General features: G+C 64.2%; 27 protein-coding genes, 1 tRNA gene and 1 pseudogene. 18 read left to right on the top strand and 11 right to left on the bottom strand.

What is annotated here, in order from left to right; all coding sequences use genetic code 11:
- Positions 1–44 precede the first annotated feature (44 nt).
- Positions 45–1,091 carry a polysaccharide deacetylase family protein gene (locus I6F36_RS01765; protein WP_225170940.1) on the top strand — a complete coding sequence of 349 codons (1,047 nt, stop codon included), beginning with the start codon at positions 45–47 and terminating at the stop codon, positions 1,089–1,091.
- Here I6F36_RS01765 and I6F36_RS01760 read toward each other — a convergent pair.
- Positions 1,075–1,296 carry a DUF2842 domain-containing protein gene (locus tag I6F36_RS01760; protein WP_036010340.1) on the bottom strand — a complete coding sequence of 74 codons (222 nt, stop codon included), beginning with the start codon at positions 1,294–1,296 and terminating at the stop codon, positions 1,075–1,077. The two genes, I6F36_RS01765 and I6F36_RS01760, sit on opposite strands and share 17 nt — an antisense overlap.
- 110 nt (positions 1,297–1,406) lie before the next feature.
- Between I6F36_RS01760 and I6F36_RS01755 the strand changes: the two genes are divergently transcribed.
- On the top strand, positions 1,407–2,489 hold the full coding sequence (locus tag I6F36_RS01755) for a COX15/CtaA family protein (RefSeq protein WP_036025409.1): 1,083 nt from the start codon (positions 1,407–1,409) through the stop codon (positions 2,487–2,489).
- A 19-nt stretch (positions 2,490–2,508) separates the two neighbouring features.
- Here I6F36_RS01755 and I6F36_RS01750 read toward each other — a convergent pair whose 3' ends face one another.
- The 4 genes from I6F36_RS01750 to I6F36_RS01735 all read right to left on the bottom strand — a co-directional run bounded on the left by I6F36_RS01750 (position 2,509) and on the right by I6F36_RS01735 (position 5,826).
- A complete protein-coding gene (locus I6F36_RS01750; protein WP_036025406.1) occupies positions 2,509–2,853 on the bottom strand; it encodes a hypothetical protein in 345 nt (114 codons plus the stop codon).
- A 106-nt stretch (positions 2,854–2,959) separates the two neighbouring features.
- Entirely contained in the window at positions 2,960–4,240 is a 1,281-nt protein-coding gene (locus I6F36_RS01745) for an O-acetylhomoserine aminocarboxypropyltransferase (protein ID WP_225170939.1), read from the bottom strand.
- A 150-nt stretch (positions 4,241–4,390) separates the two neighbouring features.
- Complete coding sequence (locus I6F36_RS01740) at positions 4,391–4,975, bottom strand: CoA-binding protein (protein WP_036010322.1); 585 nt, start codon at positions 4,973–4,975, stop codon at positions 4,391–4,393.
- 26 nt (positions 4,976–5,001) lie between these two features.
- On the bottom strand, positions 5,002–5,826 hold the full coding sequence (locus I6F36_RS01735; RefSeq protein ID WP_225170938.1) for an enoyl-CoA hydratase: 825 nt from the start codon (positions 5,824–5,826) through the stop codon (positions 5,002–5,004).
- A gap of 84 nt (positions 5,827–5,910) precedes the next feature.
- Between I6F36_RS01735 and I6F36_RS01730 the strand changes: the two genes are divergently transcribed.
- The 6 genes from I6F36_RS01730 (at position 5,911) to I6F36_RS01705 (ending at position 9,588) form a co-directional block, all read left to right on the top strand.
- A complete protein-coding gene (locus tag I6F36_RS01730; RefSeq protein WP_036010317.1) occupies positions 5,911–6,339 on the top strand; it encodes a PaaI family thioesterase in 429 nt (142 codons plus the stop codon).
- A 158-nt stretch (positions 6,340–6,497) separates the two neighbouring features.
- Positions 6,498–6,962, top strand: a complete 465-nt coding sequence (gene rplM / locus I6F36_RS01725) for a 50S ribosomal protein L13 (RefSeq protein ID WP_018642440.1) — start codon at positions 6,498–6,500, stop codon at positions 6,960–6,962.
- A gap of 1 nt (position 6,963) precedes the next feature.
- Positions 6,964–7,443 carry a 30S ribosomal protein S9 gene (gene rpsI, locus I6F36_RS01720; RefSeq protein ID WP_018642439.1) on the top strand — a complete coding sequence of 160 codons (480 nt, stop codon included), beginning with the start codon at positions 6,964–6,966 and terminating at the stop codon, positions 7,441–7,443.
- A 229-nt stretch (positions 7,444–7,672) separates the two neighbouring features.
- On the top strand, positions 7,673–8,893 hold the full coding sequence (locus tag I6F36_RS01715) for a diguanylate cyclase (protein WP_036010314.1): 1,221 nt from the start codon (positions 7,673–7,675) through the stop codon (positions 8,891–8,893).
- Between the two features lie 60 nt (positions 8,894–8,953).
- A complete protein-coding gene (locus tag I6F36_RS01710; RefSeq protein ID WP_036010312.1) occupies positions 8,954–9,190 on the top strand; it encodes a hypothetical protein in 237 nt (78 codons plus the stop codon).
- 101 nt (positions 9,191–9,291) lie between these two features.
- Positions 9,292–9,588 carry an antibiotic biosynthesis monooxygenase gene (locus I6F36_RS01705; protein ID WP_025036647.1) on the top strand — a complete coding sequence of 99 codons (297 nt, stop codon included), beginning with the start codon at positions 9,292–9,294 and terminating at the stop codon, positions 9,586–9,588.
- An 82-nt stretch (positions 9,589–9,670) separates the two neighbouring features.
- Here the strand turns inward: I6F36_RS01705 and I6F36_RS01700 are convergent, their stop codons facing one another.
- On the bottom strand, positions 9,671–10,822 hold the full coding sequence (locus I6F36_RS01700) for an AI-2E family transporter (RefSeq protein WP_225170937.1): 1,152 nt from the start codon (positions 10,820–10,822) through the stop codon (positions 9,671–9,673).
- Between the two features lie 135 nt (positions 10,823–10,957).
- Here I6F36_RS01700 and I6F36_RS01695 point away from each other — a divergent pair, with 135 nt between their 5' ends.
- From I6F36_RS01695 to I6F36_RS01685, 3 genes and pseudogenes are all read left to right on the top strand, one after another.
- Entirely contained in the window at positions 10,958–11,662 is a 705-nt protein-coding gene (locus I6F36_RS01695; protein WP_225170936.1) for a hypothetical protein, read from the top strand.
- Positions 11,663–11,752: 90 nt separating this feature from the next.
- Positions 11,753–12,526 carry a gamma-glutamyl-gamma-aminobutyrate hydrolase family protein gene (locus I6F36_RS01690; protein ID WP_036025392.1) on the top strand — a complete coding sequence of 258 codons (774 nt, stop codon included), beginning with the start codon at positions 11,753–11,755 and terminating at the stop codon, positions 12,524–12,526.
- 152 nt (positions 12,527–12,678) lie between these two features.
- A pseudogene (locus I6F36_RS01685) lies at positions 12,679–13,208 on the top strand (transposase).
- Positions 13,209–13,442: 234 nt separating this feature from the next.
- Here the strand turns inward: I6F36_RS01685 and I6F36_RS01680 are convergent.
- The gene (locus I6F36_RS01680) at positions 13,443–13,673 is read right to left on the bottom strand and encodes a hypothetical protein (protein WP_249786448.1); all 231 of its coding nucleotides are present in this window, start codon (positions 13,671–13,673) and stop codon (positions 13,443–13,445) included.
- A 191-nt stretch (positions 13,674–13,864) separates the two neighbouring features.
- On the opposite strand from I6F36_RS01680, the gene I6F36_RS01675 reads away from it, so the two are divergent.
- Together I6F36_RS01675 and I6F36_RS01670 are read left to right on the top strand one after the other, a co-directional pair.
- Positions 13,865–15,247 carry a nodulation protein NfeD gene (locus I6F36_RS01675; RefSeq protein WP_225170935.1) on the top strand — a complete coding sequence of 461 codons (1,383 nt, stop codon included), beginning with the start codon at positions 13,865–13,867 and terminating at the stop codon, positions 15,245–15,247.
- On the top strand, positions 15,244–16,005 hold the full coding sequence (locus I6F36_RS01670; RefSeq protein WP_036025384.1) for a slipin family protein: 762 nt from the start codon (positions 15,244–15,246) through the stop codon (positions 16,003–16,005). Before I6F36_RS01675 ends, I6F36_RS01670 begins: the two co-directional genes overlap by 4 nt.
- A gap of 156 nt (positions 16,006–16,161) precedes the next feature.
- On the opposite strand, the gene glnA is transcribed toward I6F36_RS01670, so the two are convergent.
- Both glnA and I6F36_RS01660 read right to left on the bottom strand, forming a co-directional pair.
- Positions 16,162–17,571 carry a type I glutamate--ammonia ligase gene (gene glnA / locus I6F36_RS01665; RefSeq protein WP_036010292.1) on the bottom strand — a complete coding sequence of 470 codons (1,410 nt, stop codon included), beginning with the start codon at positions 17,569–17,571 and terminating at the stop codon, positions 16,162–16,164.
- Positions 17,572–17,724: 153 nt separating this feature from the next.
- Positions 17,725–18,063: a P-II family nitrogen regulator gene (locus tag I6F36_RS01660; protein WP_007603495.1), complete on the bottom strand. Its 339-nt coding sequence runs from the start codon at positions 18,061–18,063 to the stop codon at positions 17,725–17,727.
- Positions 18,064–18,444: 381 nt separating this feature from the next.
- On the opposite strand from I6F36_RS01660, the gene I6F36_RS01655 reads away from it, so the two are divergent.
- Entirely contained in the window at positions 18,445–19,944 is a 1,500-nt protein-coding gene (locus I6F36_RS01655) for an NAD(P)H-hydrate dehydratase (RefSeq protein ID WP_225125151.1), read from the top strand.
- A gap of 4 nt (positions 19,945–19,948) precedes the next feature.
- Here the strand turns inward: I6F36_RS01655 and I6F36_RS01650 are convergent, their stop codons facing one another.
- Entirely contained in the window at positions 19,949–21,250 is a 1,302-nt protein-coding gene (locus tag I6F36_RS01650) for a multicopper oxidase family protein (RefSeq protein WP_225170934.1), read from the bottom strand.
- 154 nt (positions 21,251–21,404) lie between these two features.
- Between I6F36_RS01650 and I6F36_RS01645 the strand changes: the two genes are divergently transcribed.
- From I6F36_RS01645 to I6F36_RS01635, 3 genes are all read left to right on the top strand, one after another.
- A tRNA-Leu gene (locus I6F36_RS01645) sits at positions 21,405–21,489 on the top strand.
- Positions 21,490–21,663: 174 nt separating this feature from the next.
- A complete protein-coding gene (gene tig, locus I6F36_RS01640; protein ID WP_225150085.1) occupies positions 21,664–23,025 on the top strand; it encodes a trigger factor in 1,362 nt (453 codons plus the stop codon).
- 282 nt (positions 23,026–23,307) lie between these two features.
- A complete protein-coding gene (locus tag I6F36_RS01635; protein WP_025036638.1) occupies positions 23,308–23,943 on the top strand; it encodes an ATP-dependent Clp protease proteolytic subunit in 636 nt (211 codons plus the stop codon).
- Positions 23,944–24,005: 62 nt separating this feature from the next.
- On the opposite strand, the gene I6F36_RS01630 is transcribed toward I6F36_RS01635, so the two are convergent.
- The gene (locus I6F36_RS01630; protein WP_157283534.1) at positions 24,006–24,212 is read right to left on the bottom strand and encodes a hypothetical protein; all 207 of its coding nucleotides are present in this window, start codon (positions 24,210–24,212) and stop codon (positions 24,006–24,008) included.
- 182 nt (positions 24,213–24,394) lie between these two features.
- Between I6F36_RS01630 and clpX the strand changes: the two genes are divergently transcribed.
- Positions 24,395–25,666, top strand: a complete 1,272-nt coding sequence (clpX, locus tag I6F36_RS01625) for an ATP-dependent Clp protease ATP-binding subunit ClpX (protein WP_008547851.1) — start codon at positions 24,395–24,397, stop codon at positions 25,664–25,666.
- Positions 25,667–25,883 lie beyond the last annotated feature (217 nt).

The raw sequence follows: 25,883 nt of genomic DNA, 5'->3' as shown, positions 1-25,883 counted from the left end.
TGGGGCGAGGGAACTGACCGCCGGCGCGCGCGAAGGGTGGGATTTTGGCTTCCGACGACAGATGGTTGGAACGGCTGCGCCTCGAGCTGGCCTGGTTCACCGGCCAGGCCATGCTGCGCAGTCGCGGTGCCGGCGCCATCCTGCGTTTCCGCTACGTGCGGCCTCGGCGGCGCGGATTTCAGCCGCTGCGCGAGCACGAGATTACGCCGCAATTCCTCGATCGCGCCATCCGCGCGCTGAAGCGGTGGAACTACGATTTTCTCGGCATGGACGAGGTCTGCCGGCGCGCGGTGATGCTGCCGGAGAAGCGTCGCTTCGTGGCGCTGACCTTCGATGGCGCCGGCAAGGATCTCATCACCTTCGCCTATCCGGTGCTGGCGCGTCACGCCGTGCCTTTTACGATCTATGTGCCGACCGCTTTTCCCGACGGCGTCGGCGAGGCCTGGTGGCTCGCCCTGGAGCAGGTGATCGCGCGCGAGAGCCGCATCGACCTGATGATGGGCGACAAGGAGCAGCGCTTCACGGTCGCCGACAAGGCCGGGAAGCAGGCGCTGTTCTCGCATCTGGAGAGCTGGCTGCGCTCGCTGCCGCCGGCGGATCTGTCGGCCGCGATCGCCGATCTCTGCACGCGCTACCGGATCGACCTCGCCGCGCTCTCGCGCGAGGCGTCGATGGATTGGGAGGACCTCGCGAGGCTCGCCGGCGATCCGCTCGTGACGATCGGCAGCGCAACGGTGAACTATCCGATGCTGGCCAACATGAAGGACGCGGCCGCACTGCGCGAGATGACGATGGGCAAGGCCGTGGCGGAATCGGCCTTCCAGCGCGAGATCAGGCATTTCGCCTATCCGTTCGGCGACCGCGCTTCGTTCCGGCGCAGCCACGTCGTGATGGCGGAGCAGGCGGGCTTCGCCAGCGCGGCCTCGACGATCCCGGGCATCGTGGAGGCGGAGGGACGGACGAACTTGCGCGCGCTGCCGCGGATCTCCTGGGACGGGCGGGTGCGCTCGCTGCGGATGCTGCGCGTGCTGGTGTCGGGCGCCGCTTTTGCGCCGGTGCGGCCGACCGGGAGCGCTACGAGCCAGACCTGAGGCGATCGGGCCGCTGCATCCAGCTCACGATCGGCATCGCCGGCAGCACCCAGCCCATGCCGACCACGACGTAGTAGATCGCCTGCCGCCAGCCGGATTCGGCGATCCACGGCATCTGCGCCGCCGCCATGCCGAGCAGGGCCCAAACGGTGGCCAGCACCAGGAGCAGGATGGCGCCGAGGAACTTGCGGGTGCGGATCGTCATGGCGGGAACTTTAAGGCTTTCGCGTTACTTGCGCTGCGGGAGCGGGGGACTATAAGGGGCACTCAACCGGGTTCAAGTCTCTTCGCCACAGGCTTGGTTTTGTCCTTGAAATGACGACGAATTCCGCCCCATCCGAGCCGCATCGCGCCGTGCGCTGGTGGCTGATCTGTGTGGCCGCGCTGATCGCACTGATGGTGCTGGTTGGCGGTGCGACACGACTGACGGAATCGGGCCTATCGATCGTCGAATGGAAGCCGGTCACGGGCAGTGTTCCGCCGCTGTCGGAAGCGGCATGGGCCGAGGCGTTCGAGGCCTACAAGAAGATCCCGCAATATCGCGAGCTGAATTCAGGCATGAGCCTGTCCGAGTTCAAGACGATCTTCTGGTGGGAGTGGAGCCACCGGCTGCTCGGCCGCTTCATCGGCGTCGCCTATCTGCTGCCGTTCCTGTTCTTCCTCTGGCGCGGCGGACTGTCGGGTGAGCTGAAGCGCAGGCTGTGGCTGCTGTTTGCGCTCGGCGGCCTCCAGGGGGCGGTCGGCTGGTGGATGGTGGCCTCGGGCCTGACGGAACGCACCGAGGTGTCGCAATATCGGCTGGCGACGCATCTTTCGCTCGCGCTCCTGATTTTCGCGGGGATCGTCTGGACGGTGCGGCGGCTCGAGCAGCGGCCGCAGATCGCGGCGCCGGCTCGGCTGCGGTTCACGAGCGCGGTGCTGCTCGCGGTGACCTTCGTGCAGATCTATTTCGGTGCGCTGGTCGCGGGCCTGCGTGCCGGGCGGGCCTACAACACCTGGCCTGAGATCGATGGGGCGCTCATCCCCTCGGCGGAACGGCTGTGGTTCGAGACGCCGTGGTGGCGCAACATGTTCGACAATGTGCTGACGGTGCAGTTCGAGCACCGCATGACCGCCTACGTGTTGATCGTGCTGGCGCTGCTGCATGCGATCGACGCGGTGCGCTCGCGTGCAGGTGCGGCCGCGAGCGGCGCGTTGTGGCTGTTCGCAGCGGTGAGCGTGCAGGCGGTGCTCGGCATCCTCACGCTGCTCAACCAGGTGCCGATCGATCTCGCGCTGACCCACCAGGCGGTTGCGATCGTGGTGTTGACGCTGGCAGTGATGCAGGTGGAGCGGCTGGCGTCACGGCAGTCTGCGCAGGCGCAGCCGCGCGCGGTCCCCGTGGGTCAGCCCGGCTGATCACCATCAGCCCGGCTGATCAGCAATAGCCGTAGACACCGCACGCATAGGGCAGGCGCCAGAAATAATCGACCTGTTTCCCGCCGTAATAGGCGCCCTGATAATCGTAGCTCCAGGGGCGGCCGTAATAGCCAGGCAAGGTGTGGGAGCCCGGCAGCAGCGGCGTGCCCGGCAGGTTGCGGATGTAGCTGCCGATGCCGTAGGCCGGCGAGATCAGCGCATCCGGATCGGTCTCGACATAGACCTGAGGTGGGTCCTGCGGCGGCCCGGCCGCGCGCCGCTTCGGCGTCGCCGGCAGATCGGCGGCAATGGCCGCCGAGGCCGTCAGCATCACAGCCAGAGCGGGCACCATCCAGCGCAGCATCGTCGGCTCCGAATCAAAGGGGCGATCCAAGCACGATGTATGAGGCAGATATGGTTAATGAGGGTTAACCGACGGCGGCCAAAACGGCCGCCGTCGTTCCCAGGCGCTACGTCCCCAGCGCCTGTTCCAGATCCGCGATCAGGTCTTCCTTGTCCTCGATGCCGACCGAGATCCGGACCACGTCCGGGCCGGCGCCGGAGTTGATCTTGGCGGCGTCGTCGAGCTGGCTGTGCGTGGTCGAGGCCGGATGGATCACCAGCGAGCGGGTGTCGCCGACATTGGCGAGGTGCGAGAACAACTGCAGCTTCGACACCAGGCTGACGCCGGCGTCATAGCCGCCCTTCAGGCTGAAGGTGAACACCGCGCCGGCGCCCTTTGGTGCGTATTTGCGCGCGAGCTGATTGTACTTGTCGCTCGGCAGCCCGGCATAGCTCACCGAGGCCACCGCCGGATGTCCCGCGAGGTATTCGGCAACGGCTTTGGCATTGTCGCAGTGCTTCTGCATGCGCAGCGGCAGAGTCTCGATGCCGGTCAGGATCATGAAGGCGTTGAAGGGCGACAACGCCGGTCCGAGGTCGCGCAGGCCCAGCACGCGGCAGGCGATCGCGAAGGCGAAATTGCCGAAGGTCTCCTGCAGCCGGATGCCGTGATATTCCGGGCGCGGCTCCGAGAGCATGGGGTACTTGCCGCCCGTGGACCAGTCGAAGGTGCCGGCATCGACGATGATGCCGCCGAGCGAGTTGCCGTGGCCGCCCAGGAATTTCGTCAGCGAGTGCACGACGATGTCAGCGCCATGATCGATCGGACGGATCAGATAGGGCGAAGCCAGCGTGTTGTCGACGATCAGCGGCACGCCCGCCTTGCGTGCCACGGTCGAGATCGCCTCGATGTCGGTGATGCTGCCGGCGGGGTTGGCGATGGACTCGATGAAGATCGCTTTCGTGCGCGGCGTCACCGCACGCTCGAAGCTCGCGATATCGTCGGGATCGGCCCACACCACGTTCCAGCCAAAGCTCTTGAAGGCGTGCGTGAACTGGTTGATCGAGCCGCCATAGAGCTTTCGCGCGGCGATGAATTCGTCGCCGGGCTGAAGCAGCTGCTGCAGCACCACGACCTGCGCGGCATGGCCGGAAGCGACCGCGAGCGCGGCCGTGCCGCCTTCGAGTGCGGCGACGCGCTCTTCCAGCACCGCATTGGTGGGATTGCCGATGCGGGTATAGATGTTGCCGAACGCCTGCAGGCCGAACAGCGAGGCGGCGTGATCGGCATCGTTGAAGACGAAAGAGGTCGTTTGATAAATCGGAGTCGCGCGCGCGCCGGTGGTGGGGTCGGGCTGTGCACCGGCATGCACGGCGAGCGTTGAAAATCCCGGAAGGCGATCGCTCATTTGGGCGTCCTGTTCTTGTGGCCTGAAATTCGCGCGGCATGCTGATCGGCGCCGTGCCCGCCGTCAAGGCGCGGCGTCACATCGGAATCATTTTGGGAACGATCGTGCTGCGCATTGTCGCGTTTGCGAAACGAAGCCTTCGCAATCGCGTCAGCTTTGCTCGCTCTTGTTCTTCGCAGCGCGATCCGATGCGGCGGTGTCGCCACCGCCGACACTCATCCGATTGAGGGACAGCCTCATGCCCTGCGTCGGCGCCGGCGCGCGCTTGGAGCTGAGCGTGCGCGAATTCACGCCCATCCAGGAGATTTCTGACGACAGGCGGCCATATTCGATCTTGGGGCAGCGGTTCATGACCACCTTGATCCCGACTGATTCCGCTTTCGCGGCTGCCGCATCGTCGCGCGCGCCGAGCTGCATCCAGATCACCTTCGGCAGCGGGTCGAGCGTGAGCGCCTCCTCGACGACGGGCATGATGTGGCTGGAGTTGCGGAAGATGTCGACCATGTCGACGGGGCGGCCGATATCCGACAGTGATGCGACGAACGGCTTGCCGAGCAGCTCCTTGCCGACATGGCCGGGATTGACCGGGATCATGTCGTAGCCGCGCTGCATCAGGTATTTGAACGCGAAATAGCTCGGCCGCACATTGACCGGTGATGCCCCGACCATCGCGATCGATTTCACGCTGTTGAGGATGCCGCGGATATAATTGTCGGGATAGGCGTCGTGGTTCATCACTTATCTTTTCTTGTTGGCGGGGGTCATTCATCCCGCCATGTCGGCGCGCGCTTCTCGATGAAGGCGCCGATGCCTTCCTCGGCGTCGCGCGCCATCATGTTCTCGGTCATCACCTCTGCGGCATAGCGATAGGCGTCTGCAAGGCTCATCTCGGCCTGGCGGTAGAAGGCCTCCTTGCCGAGCTTGATCGTGTAGGCGGATTTCAACGCGACCTGTTGCGCGAGCTCGATCGCGGCGCCGAGTTCGGTGCCGGCGGGAACGACGCGGTTGACGAGCCCGATGTCGCGGGCGCGCTCGGCCGTGACAGGCTCGCCCGTCAGCAGCATCTCCATGGCCTGTTTGCGCGGCACGTTGCGCGACAGCGCCACCATCGGGGTCGAGCAGAACAGGCCGATATCGACGCCGGGTGTGGCGAACTTCGCCTCGTGCGATGCGATCGCAAGATCGCAGCTGGCGACGAGCTGGCAGCCGGCGGCGGTTGCGATGCCCTGGACGGCCGCGACCACGGGCTTCGGCAGATGCACGACCGCCTGCATCATCGCGCTGCAGGCCGTCATGATCTGCGCAAAATAAGCCCGACCCCGATCCGGATCGGTGCGGCGCGCGGTCAGTTCCTTTATGTCGTGGCCGGCGGAAAAAGCGGGGCCGTTGGCCGCGATGACGGCCGCGCGGATGTGCTTGTCTTCCGCGATTGCGTTGAGGCTCGCATGCAGCTGTCCGATCATCGCCTCGGAAAGGCTGTTGCGCGCGGCTGGTCGGTTCAGCGTGAGCACGGCGACGCTGCCGACGATCTCGCGCAGCAGGATCGGCGGTTGCGGGGTGGGGGCGCGGGCGGCCTGAACGGACATCGAAGCGTTTCCGTTGGATTATTGCATTTGAATGACGCAGCTAACTTAATGTAACAGGGCAAGTGAAGCGAGGGTGGGAACAGCATGGCGGCAGCGAAAATGAGCGTGGCGGAGCTCGAGCAGTTCCTCCGCCACGAGTTTCCCCAGGCATTCAGCGGCGACGACATCACGATCGAAAGCGCGGACGGACAGACCTGCCTTCTGCGGCAGCGCTACAGCGAAAAGATGCTGCGACCGGGCGGAACCGTGTCCGGGCCGACGCTGATGGCGCTCGCGGATTTCGCCATGTACGTGGTGCTGCTGTCTGCCATCGGGCCGATCGGACTCGCCGTGACCACCAATCTCAACATCAACTTCCTGCGCAAGGGCCAGCCCGGCCAGGACGTGCTGGCGGAGGCGCGACTGCTCAAGCTCGGCAAACGGTTGGCGGTCGGGGAGGTGAAGCTGCTGTCCGGCACCTCGCCGGATCCGATCGCTCATGTCACCTCGACCTATTCCATTCCAAATGTTTGAGGTTTTCGCAGGTATTGTCGTACCTTATTTTTAAGCCATTGATTTTACGTAATTAATTTCATCTCTGAGGCATTGACCGTTGCGCCGCTCTTCTCTAGAACCGCGCGCAGTCTGGTGCGGTGTTCGCGCCGATATCTCCCGTCCACGGAAACTCCGACATGAAAACCTTTTCGGCAAAGCCGGCTGAGGTGACGAAGAAGTGGGTGCTGATCGACGCCAAGGGTCTGGTCGTCGGCCGCCTCGCCACCATCGTCGCCATGCGCCTGCGCGGCAAGCACCTCCCGACCTACACCCCGCACGTCGATTGCGGCGACAACGTCATCATCATCAACGCGCAGCATGCGGTCCTCACCGGTCGCAAGCGCGAGCAGAAGACCTACTACAAGCACACCGGCTATGTCGGCCACGTCAAGGAGCGCACGGCGCGCCAGATCCTCGAAGGCCGTCATCCCGAGCGCGTGCTCGAGAAGGCCGTCGAGCGCATGATCCCGCGTGGTCCGCTCGGCCGCGTGCAGATGGGTAACCTCCGTGTCTACGGCGGCGCCGATCATCCGCACGAGGCGCAGCAGCCCGAGAAGATCGATATCGCCAAGTTGAACCGCAAGAACACGAGGGCCGCATAACATGGCCGAATCCATTCAGTCGCTCGACCAGCTCTCGCAGCTCAAGACGGCGGCCGCGCCCGAGGCGCCCAAGCACGAGAAGAAGGTCGACAAGTTCAACCGCGCTTACGCCACCGGCAAGCGCAAGGACGCGGTCGCCCGCGTCTGGATCAAGCCGGGCGCCGGCAAGGTCACCGTCAACTCGCGCGAGGTCGAGGTCTATTTCGCCCGTCCCGTGCTGCGCATGATGATCGAGCAGCCGTTCTCCGTGGCCCAGCGTTCGGGCCAGTACGACGTGATCTGCACCGTCGCCGGCGGCGGCCTGTCCGGCCAGGCCGGCGCGGTCCGTCACGGCATCTCCAAGGCGCTCACCTATTTCGAGCCTGAGCTGCGCTCCGTGCTCAAGAAAGGCGGCTTCCTCACCCGCGACTCGCGCGTGGTCGAGCGCAAGAAGTACGGCAAGGCCAAGGCCCGCCGGTCCTTCCAGTTCTCGAAGCGTTAATCGCTTCTGTCGCATTCGCCGCGAAAGCGGCTTCAATGAGATGCAAAAGGGCGCTGATTTCAGCGCCCTTTTTGTTGTTCGTTTGTATGCAAATTGATGGCGTGTTTCCCGAAAACTTAGGGACCGGCGAAAACCTGAATGGAACCCGCGAGACCTAGCGTCGCCTTCGGAAGGGCGCGCAAATCGGCTGGGCCGATCGCGTAACTGCTATGTTCTAGAGGGGGCCGACATGATGTCGCTCGATAGCATCACGCTCTATTTGGTCGCCACCATGGTCGCCGCACTGCTCGGCGCCATGATGGTGTTTTTCGGCAAGCAGGAGAACAGCCCGGCGCTGAAATGGTGGGGCACCGCCTATCTGCTCGGTGCCGCCTCCGTCGCGCTATGGACCGCGGCGGGCGACAGGCTGGGGCCGCACATTTACCTTGCACTGAACGCGGTCGGTTTCGTCGCCTGCGGCATGGTCTGGAACGCGGCGCGCGTCTTCCACGGCCGCAACCCGAACTGGCCGGGGCTCGTGCTCGGCGCGCTCGCCTGGGTCGCTGCTGCGACGCTGCTCGATCCCGCTTCATCGATGCTGCGCATGCTCGTCGGCGCCGGCATCGTCTCGGTGTACGCGGCGCTGACTGCGAGCGAGCTCTGGACCGAACGGCGCAAGAGCGTGCAACGGCGCTGGCCCGCCTTCGTGATGCCGGTGATGCACGGCTGCGTGTTGATGCTGCCGATCCTGATCGGCAGCTTCCTGCGCCCGCATGATGCCGGCTTCTCCTCGAGCATCTGGGTCACCGTGTTCGCGGTCGAGCTCATACTCTATGCCGTCGGCACCGTGTTCGTCATCTTCATGCTGGTGTCGGAACGCACCGTCACCGCGCATCGGACTGCGGCATCGACCGATCCCTTGACCGGCATGCTCAACCGGCGCGGCTTCTCGGAGGCTTGTGCGCGCGTGATCGAGCGCGAGGCCAAGGCCGGGCGGCCGGTGACCGTGATGATCTTCGACATCGACCATTTCAAGTCGATCAACGACCGCTTCGGCCATCCCGCCGGCGACGAGATGCTGAAGCTGTTCTCCACCGTCGTGGTCAGCAATTTGCGCATCTCCGACCTGTCGGGACGCATCGGCGGCGAGGAGTTCGCCGCGCTATTGCCATGCTCACTGGAGGAGGGCGTGCTGGTCGCCGAGCGCGTGCGCGAGGCGTTCGAGACCTCCGGCGTCGTGGTCGACGAAGGTCCGGTCGATACCACCGTCAGCATCGGCGTTGCCGGAGGTCCGGCCGGCACCGAGCTGGAGGTGCTGCTGGCCTCGGCGGACACCGCGCTCTACCAGGCCAAGCGCGGCGGCCGCAACCGCGTCGAGGCGGCCGAGGAGCTGCCGCTGTCGCTGGAGAACTGGCGCCGCCAGAGCGCGGCGCGGACCGGCGCATCGCAGGCGCGTCCGGTCACCGCGTGAGCATGCAGGGCGGGCTTGCGGTAAATCTCTGTTTACCATTCGATCCCTACCATCGTGGTCATGGAATCGATCCGTCGACGGAATCCGCAAGCCGCCCTGATGTCGCTCGAAGCCGAAGCTGCCTCGGCCCGCGGCGGTTTCGCCTGTCTGTTCTCCACTGCGGACGAATACGAGAGCGCGCTGATCACCGAGCGTCGTGCGCAAGGCCGCTACACGCAGCAACGCAGCTACTGGCCGTTCGTGTTGTTCGCGGGTTGTGCGCTGATCGTCGCGGGCACGGTCCTGCTGTTCGCCTGACAGGCCTGCATTTCCAGACCGGGCAGGGCGCCGCTTCAGCGCCTTTTTCTTTGTCGCCATCTGCGGTAGACACGGCCATCAACAAAAAGGGTGGAAAGCCGATGATCACCGAGATCGCGCAAATTGACGTCAAGCCGGGCAGCGAGAAGGATTTTGAGGCCGCCGTTGCCAAGGCCAAGGCCGCTTTCGGCCGCTCCAAGGGCTTTCACGGCTTCGAGCTGCACAAGTCGATCGAGAAGCCGCAGCGTTACCGGCTGATGGTGAAATGGGCGACGCTGGAGAACCACACTGTGGACTTCCGCGGCTCGGAGAATTTCACGGAATGGCGCGGCCTGGTCGGCCAGTATTTTGCCGCGCCTCCCGAGGTCGAGCACACCGAGACCGTGCTGACGACCTGAGGCTTTATCTCGGGAGCATGATCTTATCGGAAAACCGCTCCACACTTTGCGCTAACGCGGTCCTCCGGGTCCGGATCATGCTCTAGGCCGCCTCCGCGAGAGGCGACGCCTCGTAGGTCTTGACATGGTCGATCATGACCTTGGCGATGGCTACCAGCGGGAGCGCCAGCGCCAGGCCCCAGATGCCGAACACGACGCCGAGCAGGATCTGGAACGCGAACAGCGTGGCCGGCGGGATGTCGAGTGCCTGGCGCTGCAGGATCGGCGTCAGCACGTAGCTTTCCATGGCGTGCACGCCCATGAACAGCAGAAATGCCGACAAAGCGGGGATCCAGCCGGAGGCGAGGCTCGCCAACACCACGATGACGCCGGCGATGATGGCTCCCACCGTGGGGATGAAGGCGAGCAGGCCCGCCTGGATTCCTAGGATGAACGCGCCGGGGATGCCGATGACGGCAAGTCCGATCCAGGTTACGACACCGACCGCGATCATGACGATGATCTGGGCGATCAGCCAGCGCTCGAGCGTTTCAGCGATACGGTCAATGACCAGGGCGACACGGGTACGGTGCCGCGCCGGTGCCAGGAACAGCAGACCGTCATGATAGACGCTGGGCTGGGCGGCGAAGGCCAGGCCCAGGAACAGCACGATGAAGATGTTGCCGACGCCGTGGATGGTGCCGAGCAGCAGTTTGAATGTCTGGCTCACGATCGCACCGCCGCTGGAGGCGAGCGTGCCGGCACTGGGCAGCGGAGCGCGCGAAGGCGTTGCCGGCGCGGGCGTTGCCTCCGAGGACGCGTTGGCGGCGGGGTCCGAGGCAGCGTTGCCGAGGTCGAAAAAGCTGGTGTCGATGCCGTGGCTTTCGAGCAGCGACCTGACATTGGTGATCTGCGACTTGATGGTCTTGCTCAGCAGCGAGGCCTGTTCGGCAATGGTGGCGCCGCCGAGATAGGCGACGCCCGCGAGCAGCAAAGCGAGCGCAACGCAGACGATTGCAAGCCGGATCGTGTGAGGCAGCTGGACCCGGCGGCCGAGCGCATTGACCAGAGCGTTGAGACCGAGGCCGAGCAGCATGCCGGTGAAGATCAGCAGCAGGGTGGCGGCAAAATACCAGGTGAAGGCGAGCAGCGCGGTGAACAGAACGACGCCGATGCCTCCGGCCGCGATCGCCCAGGCCTGATCCCGCGCGAGGTCGGCACGGGAGCGGGATCGTTCATCTGCGGGAAAGGTCACATCGTATCCTGTCTTTGGTGGCTGCAATGGGGCACTCTTTCGACAAACACGCTTCCGATCAAGAGCGGCAACGCGCCTGTTTGACGCTGCCGCGCGAACGGTGCAGAGCGGTGGCGAAAAGGAAGTGAGGGGCGCTTGGGCGTTATCAGCAAGTGGGCCGGTCTGCTCGGGCTGTTGGCTTTGCTCGTCGGCGGCGACCAGATCCGGATCAACCGGCCGGACCACAAATACCGCCTAACGGTCGAGGTGACGACGCCCGCCGGGATCAAGACCGGGTCGGCCATTCTCGCTGTCGTGCCCGATCGCAACTATAACCGCAGCGGCCGCACCACGACGCGCGGGGAGGCCGTGTTCGTCGATCTCGGCCAAGGCAAGAACATCGTGGTCTTGCTGGCGCACCAGCAGGGCGCCAAGCTCGACCTCGACGACATCAACTATGTGGCGCTCCGCGCCTATGGCGCCGCGCGCGGCAGCCGGGTGTCGTTCAAGGACATGAGCCGGCAGACCGGCATTGTCCCGGTGCAAGGAGAACTCATCCCCGTGCTCGTGAGCTTTGGCGATCTCAGGGATCCCAACACCGCGCGCCTTGTCGCCAGCGACAAGGCAGAGGCAATCCTGGGCGAGGGCTATGCGATCCGCGGCTTCTCCGCCGAGGTGGTGCCCAACGGGTTCTGGCCGATCGACTTCGGAGGCGTGCTCGGGGAGCCCGTGACGCGCGGAATCGAGGCCAAGCTTCCCTGGCTGACCGCGCCGGGTGAGACAGCGGCAATCGCACTGAGGGCCGCGGGTCTGCCCGTGGAAGGCGGGTTGGACGCCCAGGAGGCATTTGCGCGAAAATAGCATTGCCGTCCCGCGATCCCCTCTGTTGAATTTGTTGTATCGGAGGGGCATGTTTGGGGAATCTTCTTATCGGGAGGCGCGGAACGACAGATGAGAAAGCCGGTCGTCGGCGTGATCGGGAATTCCTATCGCGTCGAGAATCGATTTCAGGTCCAGATGGTTGGCGAGCGAAACCTGCGCGCCGTGGCCGAAGTCTCCGGCGGCTTGCCGTTGATGTTCGCTGGAGCCCCCGACATCACGGATATCCCGGCGCTGCTCGATACCGTCGACGGCATCATCTTGACCGGGGCCCGGGCCAACGTTCACCCGACCCGCTTCAACGTCGATCCCTGCGAGAAGCACGAACCCTACGACATCCACCGCGATGAGGTCGCGCTGGCGCTCTCGGTCGCCTGCGTCGCCCGCGGCATTCCGCTGTTCGGCATCTGCCGCGGCCTGCAGGAGATGAACGTCGCCTTCGGCGGCTCGCTGCATCCCGAGATCCGCGAGATCCCCGGCCGCATGAACCACCGCATGCCCCGGCTCGAGAACGGCGAGATCCATCCCGATCCGACCGTGGTGTTCGCCGACCGTCACGACGTCGAGCTGACGCCCGGCGGCGCCTTCGCCACGATCCTCGGCTGCGAGAAGATCCGGGTCAATTCGCTGCACGGACAGGGCATTCTCGATCCCGGCAAGCGCGTGCTGATCGAAGGCATCGCCGAGGACGGCACCATCGAGGCGATCCGCATCGCGGAAGCCCCGAGCTTTGCCCTCGGCGTGCAATGGCACGCGGAGTACGACCCGCAGCACAATCCGATCAACCGCAAGCTGTTCGAGGCCTTCGGCGAGGCGCTGGTGACAAGGCAGAAGGCGGAGGCGTAGCCGCGGTCGTGTCCCGGACCAGCTGCAACGCGGAGCGTTGCGGCGCAGAGCCGGGAATCCAGCTTCTGCCACGTTGCGCACTCGGCTTGGACTGAGTAGGGCGGATTAGCCGAAGGCGTAATCCGCCATCTTTAGTTCATGGGGCAGCTGCAATGCCGAACTACCGCCGTGCATTTGTTCCAGGTGGCTGCTGGTTCTTCACGGTCAATCTTCATGATCGTAGGCAGCGGCTGCTCGTCGAGCACATCGCAGCGCTGCGCGCGGCCGTTGCAGCGACCCGTCGGGACTATTCGTTCACTATCGATGCGTTTGTCGTGCTTCCGGACCACCTTCATGCGGTCTGGACGCTTCCCCGCGGCGATGCCGACTTTTCGATGCGGTGGAGATTGATCAAGATGCGCTTCGCGAAGTCCCTGCCGAAGACAGAGCCTTTAACCGCTGTACAGATCGCAAGACGGGAGCGTGGCGTATGGCAGAACCGGTTCTGGGAGCACCTCATCCGCGACGAAACCGACTATGCACGCCATATCGAGTATTGCTACATCAACCCAGTCAAGCACGGATATGTGACCCGCGTGTTGGATTGGCCGCATTCGTCATTTCACCGAGATGTCGAGGCCGGACTGTTTCGGATTGGGCAGGAGATAGCAACGCGGATGGTAACTTTGGCGAACGTGCGTGAGCGTCGCACGCAGTAGCCGGATTACGCCTTCGGCTAATCCGCCCTACGAGGACTGTTTATCCAAGGTGCATCCCGAATTTCCGACGGAGTAAACCAATCAGTAGGAAATGCTCCGTCCTGGTTTTTGCGGCTCTGATTTGTTCTTTGAGAACGAATTGGAGTCAGATGCAGAACGAAAGCTGATGGCCGCGCCGTGGCGCAAAATTTCTCTACCGTGTTGAATCGTAGATGCGCTCAGGCTGTGCCCAGCGAGAGCGCCGCGACCGGACTGCGTCCATCGGTCATGCCAACGGCACCAGCCTCACACCGCCCGCTCCATCCGTCGCGCACGATAGGATTGCGTGACATCAGTGTCAGCTTGCGGAAGCTGCTCTCATCCTCATAGCCGGCAGCGCGCGCGATGGTCTTGATCGGCTGCGTCGTCGATTCCAGCAGGGTGCGCGCGTGCTCGACACGGCTGCGCATGATGAAGGATTGCGGCGGCTCGTGCGTGAGTCCTGGAATTTTCGGTTCAACGTACGCTCGCCGAGGCCGAGCGCATCGGCAATCCTGCATGGGCATTCCCATTGCGTTGCACAATCGCAACGTTGATCTCCACGCGCAGCATTGAGGTTCATGAGAAGAATTACCATATGCTCTGCAAGGGAGCCCGTGCCGTGCAGACCATGAAGGCGGCCCTCGTTGCGGCGATCACCGTCGTGGCTTTGATCTGCTGCCTCCTTCCCAGCTCAGCGGAGGAGAGCAAGCGCGTAGCCCTTGTTGTTTCGATCGACGGGGCGATTGGCCCGGCGTCAGCCAGCTACGTCCGGGAGGCTTTGGCCACGGCGAGCGAACGGCGCGCCGAGGTCGTGCTTCTGAGGATGAACACGCCCGGCGGGCTCAATTCCAGCATGCGCGAGATCATCGCGGATGTGCTCGCCTCGCACGTCCCGGTCATTGGCTACGTCGCTCCCTCCGGGGCCCACGCGGCGAGTGCGGGGACCTATATCCTTTACGCGACCCACATCGCGGCGATGGCACCAGGTACCAACATCGGTGCGGCGACGCCGGTCCAGATTGGCGGACCGCTGCCGGGCCTGCCGAGCGGCACACCCGACAAGGATGGCAAAGACAAGAAGGATGAGCCGAAGGACGCGATGACGGCGAAGGCCACGAACGATGCCGTCGCCTTCATCCGAAGCCTCGCCGAGCTGCGCAACCGCAATGCGGAGTGGGCGGAGAGGGCGGTCCGCGAGGCCGCAACACTCTCCGCCAACGGCGCGCTGGAGGCACATGCCATCGATCTCGTCGCGCGCGATCAGGCTGAATTGCTGCGGCAGGTTGATGGCCGTGTGGTGGAGCTCGCAGGCGGCAGGACGCAACGCCTCGCAACAAAGGATGCTGTCGTCGAAGCCATCGAGCCCGGACAGATATCCCGGTTCCTGGCGGTCATCACCAACCCGAACGTGGCGTTCATTCTCCTGATGGTCGGCATCTACGGCCTGATCTTCGAGTTCATGTCTCCCGGAGCCGTCGCCCCCGGAGTTATCGGCGCGATCTGCCTGCTGATCGGCCTCTACGCGCTCAATTTGCTGCCGATCAACTATGCCGGCCTCGCCCTGATGCTGGTGGGACTCGTGCTTCTCACCGTCGAAGCCTTCAACCCGACCGTGGTGGTCGGCTTCGGCGGGATCATCGCTTTCGTGCTGGGAGCAATGATGCTCTTCAGGAGCGAGGCGCCTGGATACCAACTGTCCTGGTGGGTGATCGGCACCACTGCGGTCGTGTTCAGCGGCTTTGCTCTGATCGTGCTTGGCTCACTTCGGCGCGCCCGCAAAGCTCCTGCGCTGGTCGGCGCACAGGCCATGCGCGGCTTACCCGCCGAGGTTCTCGACTGGAACGGGAACGAAGGTCATGTCTTCGCCCATGGTGAGCGCTGGCAGGCGCGCGGCGCCGAAACCTTCAAGCCCGGAGAGACGGTGGAGGTCGCCAATGTCGTCGACCTGACGCTGCTGATACGCCGCACACCCGCCAGGACAGGCGAGGGAGGTACATCATGACGCTGGAATATCTGACGTATGCGGCGCTTGCGCTGCTTGTCATCGTGTTTCTATCCCAGGCCATTCGAATCCTGCGCGAATACGAGCGCGGCGTCGTCTTCACGCTCGGCCGCTTTACCGGTGTGAAGGGCCCGGGCCTGATACTCCTCATCCCGATCGTGCAGCAACTCGTCAAGGTCGATCTGCGGGTGATGGTGCAGGTGGTGCCGCCGCAGGACGTGATTTCGCGGGACAACGTCTCCGTCAAGGTCAACGCCGTCCTGTACTTCCGCATCGTCGACCCCGAGCGCGCCATCATCAAGGTCGGCGACTACATGGCGGCGACCAGCCAGCTCGCCCAGACCACGTTGCGTTCGGTGCTCGGCAAGCATGAGCTCGACGAGATGCTTGCCGAGCGCGACAGGTTGAACGCCGATATCCAGGAGATCCTCGACAAGCAGACTGACGTCTGGGGCATCAAGGTCACCGGCATAGAGATCAAGGACGTCGATATCAACGAAACCATGGTTCGCGCGATCGCCAAACAGGCCGAGGCGGAGCGCTTGCGGCGAGCCAAGGTGATCAATGCGATGGGCGAGCAGCAGGCCGCCGAAAAGCTCGTCGAAGCCGGCCGGATCCTGGCGCAAGAGCCTCAGGCAATGCAGCTGCGTTACTTCGCAGCTCTGCACGACATCGCCGGTGAACGCTCGTCAACCGTGGTGTTTCCGCTCCCCACCGGCCTGCTCGACCATTTGATGCCGCGACCAAACAACCCGTAACAGAAGGCGGCGAGGTGCTGATCGCGAGCGGGCGCCCCGGCTCCGGCCGAGCTGCAGCGGGCGTTCACGGCGACGTGGTAGCTGTCGAGCCTCCTCAAACGAAAAGGCGCCTCCTTCCGGAAGCGCCTTTTGCTTGTCGCGGATAGTTCGGACCGCTTAGCCCGAATAGTACATGTCGAACTCAACCGGGTGCGGGGTCATCTCGAAGCGCTCGACCTCGGTCATCTTCAGCTCGATATAGGCGTCGATGAAGTCGTCGTCGAACACGCCGCCGGCCTTGAGGAAGGCGCGGTCCTTGTCGAGGTTTTCGAGCGCCTCGCGAAGCGAGCCGCACACGGTCGGGATCTGCTTCAGCTCTTCCTTCGGCAGATCGTAGAGGTCCTTGTCCATGGCCGGACCCGGATCCATCTTGTTCTTGATGCCGTCGAGGCCGGCCATCAGCATCGCGGCGAAACCGAGATAGGGATTGGCGAGCGGATCGGGGAAGCGCACCTCGACGCGCTTGGCCTTCGGCGACGCGGTGTAGGGGATGCGGCACGACGCCGAGCGGTTGCGCGCGGAATAGGCGAGCAGCACGGGGGCCTCATAGCCCGGGACCAGACGCTTGTAGGAGTTGGTCGACGGGTTGGTGAAGGCGTTGATCGCCTTGGCGTGCTTGATGATGCCGCCGATATAGTGGAGGCAGGTCTCCGACAGGTCGGCGTACTTGTTGCCAGCAAACACCGGCTTGCCGTCCTTCCAGATCGACTGGTGCACGTGCATGCCCGAGCCGTTGTCGCCGTAGACCGGCTTCGGCATGAAGGTGGCGGTCTTGCCGTAGATGTGCGCGACCTGGTGGATGCAGTACTTGTAGATCTGGATGTGGTCGGCCATCAGCGTCAGCGTGTCGAACTTCATGCCGAGCTCGTGCTGGGCGGAAGCGACCTCGTGGTGATGCTTCTCGACCTTGACGCCCATCTTGGCCATGGCGCCTAGCATCTCCGAGCGCATGTCCTGCACCGAGTCCTGCGGCGGCACCGGGAAATAGCCGCCCTTGGTGCGGACGCGGTGGCCGAGATTGCCGCCTTCATATTCGGTGTCGGAGTTGGTCGGCAGCTCCGAGGAGTCGAGGCGGAAACCGGTGTTGTAGGGGGTGGAGGAGAAGCGCACGTCGTCGAACACGAAGAACTCGGCTTCGGGGCCGACGAACACGGCGTCGCCCACGCCCATCGACTTCACCATCGCCTCGGCCTTCTTGGCGATGCCGCGGGGGTCGCGGTTATAGGGCTCGCCGGTGGTCGGCTCGAGCACGTCGCAGGTGATGACCATGGTGGTCTCGGCGAAGAACGGGTCGATCGTCGCGGTCACCGGATCGGGCATCAGGCACATGTCGGACTCGTTGATCGCCTTCCAGCCGGCAATCGAGGAGCCGTCGAACATCGTCCCTTCGGCGAAGATGTCTTCATCGATCATGCTGACGTCGAACGTGACGTGCTGCCACTTGCCGCGCGGATCGGTGAAGCGCAGGTCGACGTACTTCACGTCGTTGTCCTTGATCGATTTCAGGACGTCTTTGGCGGTCTTCATGCATACCCCTTATGGCTCTGCGGGTCGGTTTCCAGGTGAGCAAGATTGTTCTCGCTTTTGGCGAGTTCGCGCGCGACCGCACAAACGAAATCAGGCCGCCGAAGCAGCCTTATTTCTTGTCAGAGTGTCGCAAAATGCGGGATAGCACCCGGTTCAGATAGCGTCCAGCCCGGATTCGCCGGTTCGGATGCGGATCGCCTCTTCGATGTTGGAGACGAAAATCTTGCCGTCGCCGATGCGGCCGGTCTGCGCGGCGCGGCGGATCGCGTCGATGGCCCGCTCGACCAGATCGTCGCCGATCACGATCTCGATTTTGACCTTCGGCAGGAAGTCGACGATGTATTCTGCGCCGCGGTAAAGTTCGGCGTGGCCCTTCTGCCGGCCAAAGCCCTTGGCCTCGGTGACGGTGATGCCCTGCAGACCGACTTCTTGAAGCGCTTCCTTCACCTCGTCGAGCTTGAATGGCTTGATGATGGCTTCGATTTTCTTCACTGCGCGACTCCCGGCCTTTCGATCCAATAGCAACGTCTTCGTCAGGACGCGCATTTCTCAACGCACGATCTTGTCTTCTCTGTGCCGGGATCCCTGACCCGTCCGGCAACAACGGCCGGCCACGCCCTTCAAGATGTCAGTGAGCACGACGAACCGAAGCGGCTTCCTCGAAAGCAGGGTCTATGCCAAGTTGCAAATGCCCTGATTATCGGAGCGTTATCAGCCTTTTAACGAGCATCTCTGAGTGATGGTGCCGACCTGCACAAAATACCGAAGACCGCAAAATAGGCAAACGGTTCAATATATGTGCATTTCGACGTTCCCACCGCCGGATCGGCGCAAAAGATGCCTGTTCAAGAGGCGTTTGTACTAGGAAGTGGCATGGAAGTTCTGACCAACGCCGAAATGCAGCGAGCCGACCAGCTTGCCATCGCGGCCGGCACGCCCGGTTTCAAGCTGATGCTCAGCGCCGGCCAGGCGGTCGCCGAGGCCGCCCATGCGCTGGTGGAGGAGGGGCCGATCCTGATCGTCGCCGGCCCCGGCAACAATGGCGGGGACGGTTTCGTGGCCGCGGCCGAGCTCGCCGCGCAGGGGCGCGAGGTCTCGGTGATCCTGATGTGCGAGCGGGACCAGCTCCAGGGCGATGCCGCCTCGGCCGCGCGCGGCTGGAAGCACCCGGTGCTGCCGTTCAACCCGCAGGCGATCGGCAGGCCTGCGCTGATCATCGATGCGCTGTTCGGCGCCGGCCTCAGCCGCACCGTGGATGGCGAAGCGCGCGCCATGATCGAGGCGATCAACGCCAACGGTGCCCCGGTGCTGGCGGTCGACCTGCCGAGCGGCATCAACGGCACCAGCGCGGCCGTGATGGGCGTGGCGGTGAACGCCACCGAGACCGTCACCTTCTTCCGAAAGAAGCCGGCGCATCTGCTGTTGCCCGGGCGCATGCATTGCGGCCGCGTGCGCGTTGCCGACATCGGCATCGATGCGCAGGTGCTGGAGGAGATCGCGCCGCAGACCTTCGAGAACGATCCGGATCTCTGGGGCGCGGCCTTTCCGGTGCCGCGCATCGATGGCCACAAATATGCGCGCGGTCACGTGCTCGCGGTCTCGGGCGATGCAGCCGCGACCGGCGCGGCACGGCTCGCCGCGCGCGGCGCGCTGCGCGCCGGCGCGGGCCTCGTGACGCTGGCGAGCCCGCGCGATGCGCTCGCAATCAATGCTGCCGCGCTCACCGCGGTGATGGTTCGCCCCGTCGACAGCGCGATCGAGTTCGGCGAGCTGCTCGGCGACAAACGCTACAACACCTGTATCATCGGCCCCGGTGCGGGCATCGGTGAGCGCACCTGCGATCTCATCCACACCGCGCTTACCGCGCACCGGCATCTGGTGCTCGATGCGGATGCGCTGACCAGCTTTGCCGCAACCCCCGAGCGCCTGTTTGAATCAATCAAGTCCTCGCAGGACAATGCGGTGGTGCTGACCCCGCACGAAGGCGAGTTTCCGCGCCTGTTCTCCGACCTCAGCAACAAGCATCCCGGCCGCTCCAAGCTCGAGCGCGTCCGCGCCGCCGCCGAGCGCTGCGGCGCCGTCGTGCTGCTGAAGGGCCCGGACACCACAATCGCCGCCCCCGACGGCCGCGCCACCATCGCGGCCAATGCGCCACCCTGGCTCGCCACTGCCGGCGCCGGCGACGTGCTGTCCGGGATCATCGCCGGGCTCCTGGCGCAAGGCGTGCCGGCGTTCGAGGCCGCCAGCATCGGCGTCTGGATGCACGGCGAGGCGGGAAGCGAAGCTGGGCCGGGCCTGATCGCGGAGGATCTGACCGAGACGCTGCCGGCCGTGCACCGGCGGATCTATGACGCGCTGGGCATCGAATACTGAACGTTCACTCCACCCCGTACCAGCGCACCAGCCGCGGCGCGGCCCAGTCGGTCACGACGGATTCGATCAGCCAGCGTCCGGGCGAGGTCGCGGCGAACGCGATGCGCTGGGTCTGGCCAGGCTCGATCGCCAGCGTGTCGAGCCAATAGGGCTTCCAGCCGTCGTCGAGCTTGTCGAGCAGCCGGAAATGGTGGCCGTGCAGGTGAAACACGGTGGTGACCGGGGCGGGGTTCTGCAGCGCCAGCACCACGGTGCGGCCGGTCTTGGCGCGGAAGGCAGGGGCGGAGGCGGTGGAGAAGGTCGCGGGCCGTGCCCAGCCGGCATCGGCCGTACCGAGCGCGACATCGAACCGCAGGGCGGCTCGTAGATCGAGCTTCTCGGGCAGATCATTCGGCGGGAGCGGCTGCGGCGGCGGCAGCGGAGCGCGCTCCAGCTTCCCGGAGACAGTCAGGTGTCCGAGCTGGCGCACCGCCTTGCCGTCATGCAGCATAAATGGGGCCGAACTGGCCGCATCCACGAAGGCGTCGGCCCGCGCACCCGGGGCCAGCACCAACGCGCCGTTGCGCGCGGGGAACGGCTCGGCCGGCTGGCCGTCGAGGGCCATCACGCGGACTTCGTGGTTTTCCAATTTGATTGCGAGAACAGAGCGTTGCGAGCCGTTGATGAAGCGTAGCCGCAGCCGCTCGCCCGCCGAAGCTGAGAGTTCGAATGAAGTCTTGCCGTTGATTGTGTAAAGCGGCGTCGTGTCCTTCGGGTCCTGGCCCGGCGGGACCGCGGTGCCATCCGGCCGCAGGCGCCATTCCTGGATCAGCAGGAGCTCATCACGATCGACGGCGACCGGGCCGGTTTCGGCCACGATGATCGGAAGCGCGCGTGCGGGCTGCTGCAGGCGGTGCTCGAAGAGGCGGAAGTCGGCCAGCAGGGTGCCTGCATTAGGCACTGAAATAATTGATGTTTCTGTCGCATCCGGCGCTGCCGGGGCGCGGCCGCGGAGCGGGTCGGCGGCCATCGGCGCGTGGAGGCTGTACCAGACTGGCGCAATCGGCACAGGGAGGTTGTTGCTGAAGACCACCTGGCAGCGATCGAAACGCTTGAGACGCACGTCTCTGAGGTGGCTTACGGTGGCCAGCTCCCAGATTGGTGTAGCCGGCTGACCCGGTCTCAAAGCCAGCGTTGCCGGTCTCGCCTGCAGCGCGAGCTGGGCCGTGACGGATGGGCCTGCACCGCCCACGATCAGCCCGGCTGCCGAGGCCCCTAAGCCGGCCAAAACCTCGCGCCGATGGGGAGCATGGATCCGCGTTGTCATGGCACGATCCGGACCACGCCGTGCTGGATAAGTCCAGCCGCAGTGCCTACTTGAAGCTTGCCTCCATCAGGCCATTTTTTTGCTGCGAACAGTCAGGCACATGCTATAAGCCCGGCCGCCCGCGGCATCGCGGCCGGTCTTGATGCGAATTCACGCGGGCGTGGCGGAACTGGTAGACGCGCTGGATTTAGGTTCCAGTGACGAAAGTTGTGGGGGTTCGAGTCCCTCCGCCCGCACCAAGCGCTTATCGCGTTTGCACGGATTACGAGGCCTGCTTCCGCGCGGATGATCATCCGCCTGGAGCGGGTCCGATGAACCACCGGCGTGGAGGCGTTTGCCTCGCGCCGGATCGATTAACGACAGCGTCCCGACGCGCGACGTGCCGGGGCCGAACGAAAAGAAGATTGGACGCCATGCAGGTCACAGAAACCCTCTCGGAAGGTTTGAAGCACGAGTTCAAGATCAGCGTTCCCGCGTCTGATCTCGACGCCAAGGCCGGCGCCAAGCTCGTCGACCTCAAGGACAAGGTCCGTATCAACGGCTTCCGTCCGGGCAAGGTGCCGGTCGCGCACCTGAAGAAGGTCTATGGTCGCTCGGTCATGGCCGAGACCATCGACCAGACCATCCGCGACACCAACACGCAGCTGTTCTCCGAGCGCGGCTTTCGCCTTGCGACCGAGCCGAAAATCACCATGCCGAGCGAACAGGCCGAGGTCGAGGAGCTGCTGAGCGGCAAGACGGATTTGACCTACACGGTCGCCATCGAAGTAGTGCCGGCGATCGCGCTCGCCGACTTCAAGAGCTTCCAGGTCGAGAAGCCAGTTGCTGATGTCACCGACGCCGATGTCGACGAGGCGATCAAGCGCATCGCCGATTCCAACCGCACCTATGCCGCCAAGGGCGAGGGCACCAAGGCTGAGTCGGGCGACCGCGTTACCATCAACTTCACGGGCCGCATCGACGGCGAAATCTTCGAAGGCGGCACCGGCGAGGGCATCCAGGTCCTGATCGGCTCCAACACCTTCATTCCGGGCTTCGAGGAGCAGCTCATCGGCATCGGCGCAGGCGAGACGCGCACGCTGAAAGTGTCGTTCCCGAAGAACTACATGAACGACAAGCTCGCCGGCCAGCCGGCGGAGTTCGAGACCACCGCGACGCTGATCGAGGCGCCGCAGGACCTTGCGATCGACGACGAGTTCGCCAAGTCGCTCGGCCTGGAATCGCTGGACAAGCTCAAAGAGGCCGCGCGCGAGCGCCTCGTTGCCGAGTTCGCCACCGCCACGCGCCAGCGCGTCAAGCGCGCGCTGCTCGACCGCCTCGACGAGGCGCATCGCTTCGAGGCGCCGCCCTCGCTGGTGGACGAGGAGTTCAGCCTGATGTGGAACTCGGTCAAGGCCGAGATGGACTCCGCCGGCAAGACCTTTGCCGACGAGGACACCACCGAGGACAAGGCAAAGGAGGAGTATCGCAAGATCGCCGATCGCCGCGTGCGGCTTGGCCTAGTGCTCTCCGAGATCGGCGAGAAGAACAAGATCACCGTGACCGATGACGAGGTCGGCCGCGCCGTGATCGAGCGCGCGCGCTCGATGCCCGGCCGCGAAAAGGAGGTCTGGGACTTCTACCGCAACAATGCCCAGGCGTTGGCCCAGCTTCGTGCGCCGATCTACGAGGACAAGGTGGTCGACTTCATCCTCGAGCTCGCCAACGTGACCGAGAAGAAGGTTTCGCGCGAGGACCTCTACAAGGACGACGACGCGGAAAAGACCGCGGCCTGAAGGGTTTGAGATAGCCCGCTATTAAGGATGATGAGCGAAGAGGCCCAGCTAGCCAGGTGGCCGGCTGGGCCTCTTTGTGCGAATCAGCTTCAACTGCCGCCACGGATTAAGCCTTAATGCGCTGCGCACTTGTCAGAAGCGAAATGGGCTATATCTGTCGCTACGCCTTTCTACTTCTTACCCAAGTTCCTGCATCACAGGACGTCCATTCGCCTTCCGGCAAATCCAGCCAAGCTGGCAAGCCTGCCCGGCGATGTCCGTCTCCGAAACCCTAGGTGACTCATGCGCGATCCGGTTGAAACCTACATGAACCTCGTGCCCATGGTGGTCGAGCAGACCAACCGTGGCGAGCGCGCCTACGACATTTTCTCGCGCCTCTTGAAGGAGCGCATCATCTTCGTGACCGGCCCGGTCGAGGACGGCATGTCGACGCTGATCGTCGCGCAGCTCTTGTTCCTCGAGGCGGAAAATCCGAAGAAGGAAATCTCGATGTACATCAACTCGCCGGGCGGCGTGGTGACGTCGGGCCTTGCGATCTACGACACCATGCAGTTCATCCGCCCGCCGGTCTCGACCCTGTGCACCGGTCAGGCGGCTTCGATGGGCTCGCTGCTGCTTTGCGCCGGCGAGAAGGACATGCGCTTCTCGCTGCCGAACGCGCGCATCATGGTGCACCAGCCCTCCGGCGGCTTCCAGGGCCAGGCAACCGACATTATGCTGCACGCCCAGGAGATCCTGAACCTGAAGAAGCGGCTCAACGAGATCTACGTCAAGCACACCGGCCAGACCTACAAGTCGATCGAGGATGCGCTGGAACGCGATAAGTTCCTCACTGCGAACGACGCCAAGGAGTTCGGCCTGGTCGACAAGGTGATCGATAAGCGCGCCGAGGAGCCGGCTCCGGCGAAGGCCCCGTAGCACTACTGAGGCGTCACGACGAGCCCTCGGTTTGCCGTTGACCCGTCAGGGCGGCGTTCACGTTAGGTGCGCGTGCGCGCGGCGCAAAACGCGGTTTTGCGCCCTGCGACAAGCAGAAAGTTCCGCTTTCGTGCTTGTTTTTCGTGGCAATCCAGCAACGCCGGGGTGTTTTCGATCACTTCGCCCGTGCCAAGACCGGAAATCACGGTATTGTCACGGGTAGCCGGCGACCCCCGATTAGCGAATTCTTGATAGTCGGGTGACAGCATGGTTGGCTACGATTGATCGGCTATGATCGCGGGAGAATCGAACCACCGTGATTCGCACGGAATGTAGTAAAGCGTAGGGTCTTTTTTGGTACGGAATTTGCTCTACTTAAGCTTCATGCCGACCATCGTGTCGGAATGGAGCGATCGAGCGGAACGGGATCGAACCGCGGACGGAGACATGAATGAGTAAGGTCGGCACGAGCGACTCCAAGAACACGCTATATTGCTCGTTCTGCGGCAAGAGCCAGCACGAAGTCCGCAAACTGATCGCGGGTCCCACGGTCTTCATCTGCGACGAGTGCGTCGAGCTCTGCATGGACATCATCCGCGAGGAGAACAAATCCTCGCTGGTCAAGTCGCGCGACGGTATTCCGACGCCGAAGGAAATCTGCAAGGTGCTGGACGATTACGTCATCGGCCAGAGCCATGCGAAGAAGGTCCTGTCGGTCGCGGTGCACAACCACTACAAGCGCCTCAACCATCAGACCAAGCACAACGACGTCGAGCTCGCGAAGTCGAACATCCTGCTGATCGGTCCGACCGGCTCGGGCAAGACGCTGCTCGCGCAGACGCTCGCCCGCATCCTGGACGTGCCGTTCACGATGGCCGATGCGACGACGCTGACCGAAGCCGGCTATGTCGGCGAGGACGTCGAGAACATCATCCTGAAGCTGCTCCAGGCCGCCGACTACAACGTCGAGCGCGCCCAGCGCGGCATCGTCTACATCGACGAAATCGACAAGATCAGCCGCAAGTCCGACAACCCCTCGATCACGCGCGACGTGTCGGGTGAGGGCGTGCAGCAGGCGCTGCTCAAGATCATGGAAGGCACGGTGGCTTCGGTCCCGCCGCAGGGCGGCCGCAAGCATCCGCAGCAGGAGTTCCTGCAGGTGGATACCACCAACATCCTGTTCATCTGCGGCGGCGCCTTTGCCGGCCTCGAGAAGATCATCTCGGCGCGCGGTCGGTCGACCTCGATCGGCTTCGGCGCCCAGGTGCTCGCGCCGGAGGATCGCCGGACCGGCGAGATCTTCCGTCACGTCGAGCCTGAGGACCTCCTGAAGTACGGCCTCATCCCCGAGTTCGTCGGTCGTCTGCCGGTCGTGGCGACGCTCGAGGATCTCGACGAGACCTCGCTGAAGAAGATCCTGACGGAGCCGAAGAACGCGCTGGTGAAACAGTACCAGCGGCTGTTCGAGATGGAGAACATCGAGCTGACCTTCGCCGACGAGGCGCTTGGCGCGGTCGCCCGCAAGGCGATCGAGCGCAAGACCGGCGCGCGAGGCCTGCGTTCGATCCTCGAGGCGATCCTGCTCGAGACCATGTTCGACCTGCCGGGCCTGGAAGGTGTGGAAGAAGTCGTGATTTCCCGCGAAGTCGTGGAAGGCACGGCGCGTCCGCTCTACATCTATGCCGATCGGTCCGATCGCGCGGTCGAGAACGCCAGCGCCTGATCTGACGGCGCTGGAAAGCTCCAATCGTCTCCTCGAGTTGGCTGCGGAGCCGTGGTTCCGCAGCCGGCGTTGCGTCGCTTGCCGCGTTGCGTAAGCGCCTGATGGCGCGCGTTTTTCAATGACTTGACACCCCCCGGGTCGATAGCCACCTAATGTCGGCGGCGAGCGAAAATTCTCTTCAAGATTCGCCTCAGTTCCGTTCCGGCGAGCCGGTCCA

It is taken from the genome of Bradyrhizobium sp. BRP19 (genome assembly GCF_020194195.1).
Taxonomy (GTDB): domain Bacteria; phylum Pseudomonadota; class Alphaproteobacteria; order Rhizobiales; family Xanthobacteraceae; genus Bradyrhizobium; species Bradyrhizobium yuanmingense.
This window is presented reverse-complemented; position numbering and strand designations above follow the sequence as displayed.

Coding starts and splice junctions, on each gene's coding strand:
- glnA (WP_036010292.1), bottom strand. CDS start 17,571: ATGAAGACCGCCAAAGACGTCCTGAAATCGATCAAGGACAACGACGTG.
- I6F36_RS01680 (WP_249786448.1), bottom strand. CDS start 13,673: ATGCGCAGCCGTGTCGAGCACGCGCGCACCCTGCTGGAATCGACGACG.
- I6F36_RS01630 (WP_157283534.1), bottom strand. CDS start 24,212: ATGCTGTCACCCGACTATCAAGAATTCGCTAATCGGGGGTCGCCGGCT.
- I6F36_RS01745 (WP_225170939.1), bottom strand. CDS start 4,240: ATGAGCGATCGCCTTCCGGGATTTTCAACGCTCGCCGTGCATGCCGGT.
- I6F36_RS01740 (WP_036010322.1), bottom strand. CDS start 4,975: ATGAACCACGACGCCTATCCCGACAATTATATCCGCGGCATCCTCAAC.
- I6F36_RS01730 (WP_036010317.1), top strand. CDS start 5,911: ATGGCGGCAGCGAAAATGAGCGTGGCGGAGCTCGAGCAGTTCCTCCGC.
- I6F36_RS01635 (WP_025036638.1), top strand. CDS start 23,308: ATGCGCGATCCGGTTGAAACCTACATGAACCTCGTGCCCATGGTGGTC.
- I6F36_RS01755 (WP_036025409.1), top strand. CDS start 1,407: ATGACGACGAATTCCGCCCCATCCGAGCCGCATCGCGCCGTGCGCTGG.
- clpX (WP_008547851.1), top strand. CDS start 24,395: ATGAGTAAGGTCGGCACGAGCGACTCCAAGAACACGCTATATTGCTCG.
- I6F36_RS01760 (WP_036010340.1), bottom strand. CDS start 1,296: ATGACGATCCGCACCCGCAAGTTCCTCGGCGCCATCCTGCTCCTGGTG.
- I6F36_RS01705 (WP_025036647.1), top strand. CDS start 9,292: ATGATCACCGAGATCGCGCAAATTGACGTCAAGCCGGGCAGCGAGAAG.
- I6F36_RS01655 (WP_225125151.1), top strand. CDS start 18,445: ATGGAAGTTCTGACCAACGCCGAAATGCAGCGAGCCGACCAGCTTGCC.
- I6F36_RS01690 (WP_036025392.1), top strand. CDS start 11,753: ATGAGAAAGCCGGTCGTCGGCGTGATCGGGAATTCCTATCGCGTCGAG.
- I6F36_RS01670 (WP_036025384.1), top strand. CDS start 15,244: ATGACGCTGGAATATCTGACGTATGCGGCGCTTGCGCTGCTTGTCATC.
- rplM (WP_018642440.1), top strand. CDS start 6,498: ATGAAAACCTTTTCGGCAAAGCCGGCTGAGGTGACGAAGAAGTGGGTG.
- I6F36_RS01710 (WP_036010312.1), top strand. CDS start 8,954: ATGGAATCGATCCGTCGACGGAATCCGCAAGCCGCCCTGATGTCGCTC.
- I6F36_RS01715 (WP_036010314.1), top strand. CDS start 7,673: ATGATGTCGCTCGATAGCATCACGCTCTATTTGGTCGCCACCATGGTC.
- rpsI (WP_018642439.1), top strand. CDS start 6,964: ATGGCCGAATCCATTCAGTCGCTCGACCAGCTCTCGCAGCTCAAGACG.
- I6F36_RS01735 (WP_225170938.1), bottom strand. CDS start 5,826: ATGTCCGTTCAGGCCGCCCGCGCCCCCACCCCGCAACCGCCGATCCTG.
- I6F36_RS01750 (WP_036025406.1), bottom strand. CDS start 2,853: ATGCTGCGCTGGATGGTGCCCGCTCTGGCTGTGATGCTGACGGCCTCG.
- tig (WP_225150085.1), top strand. CDS start 21,664: ATGCAGGTCACAGAAACCCTCTCGGAAGGTTTGAAGCACGAGTTCAAG.
- I6F36_RS01650 (WP_225170934.1), bottom strand. CDS start 21,250: ATGACAACGCGGATCCATGCTCCCCATCGGCGCGAGGTTTTGGCCGGC.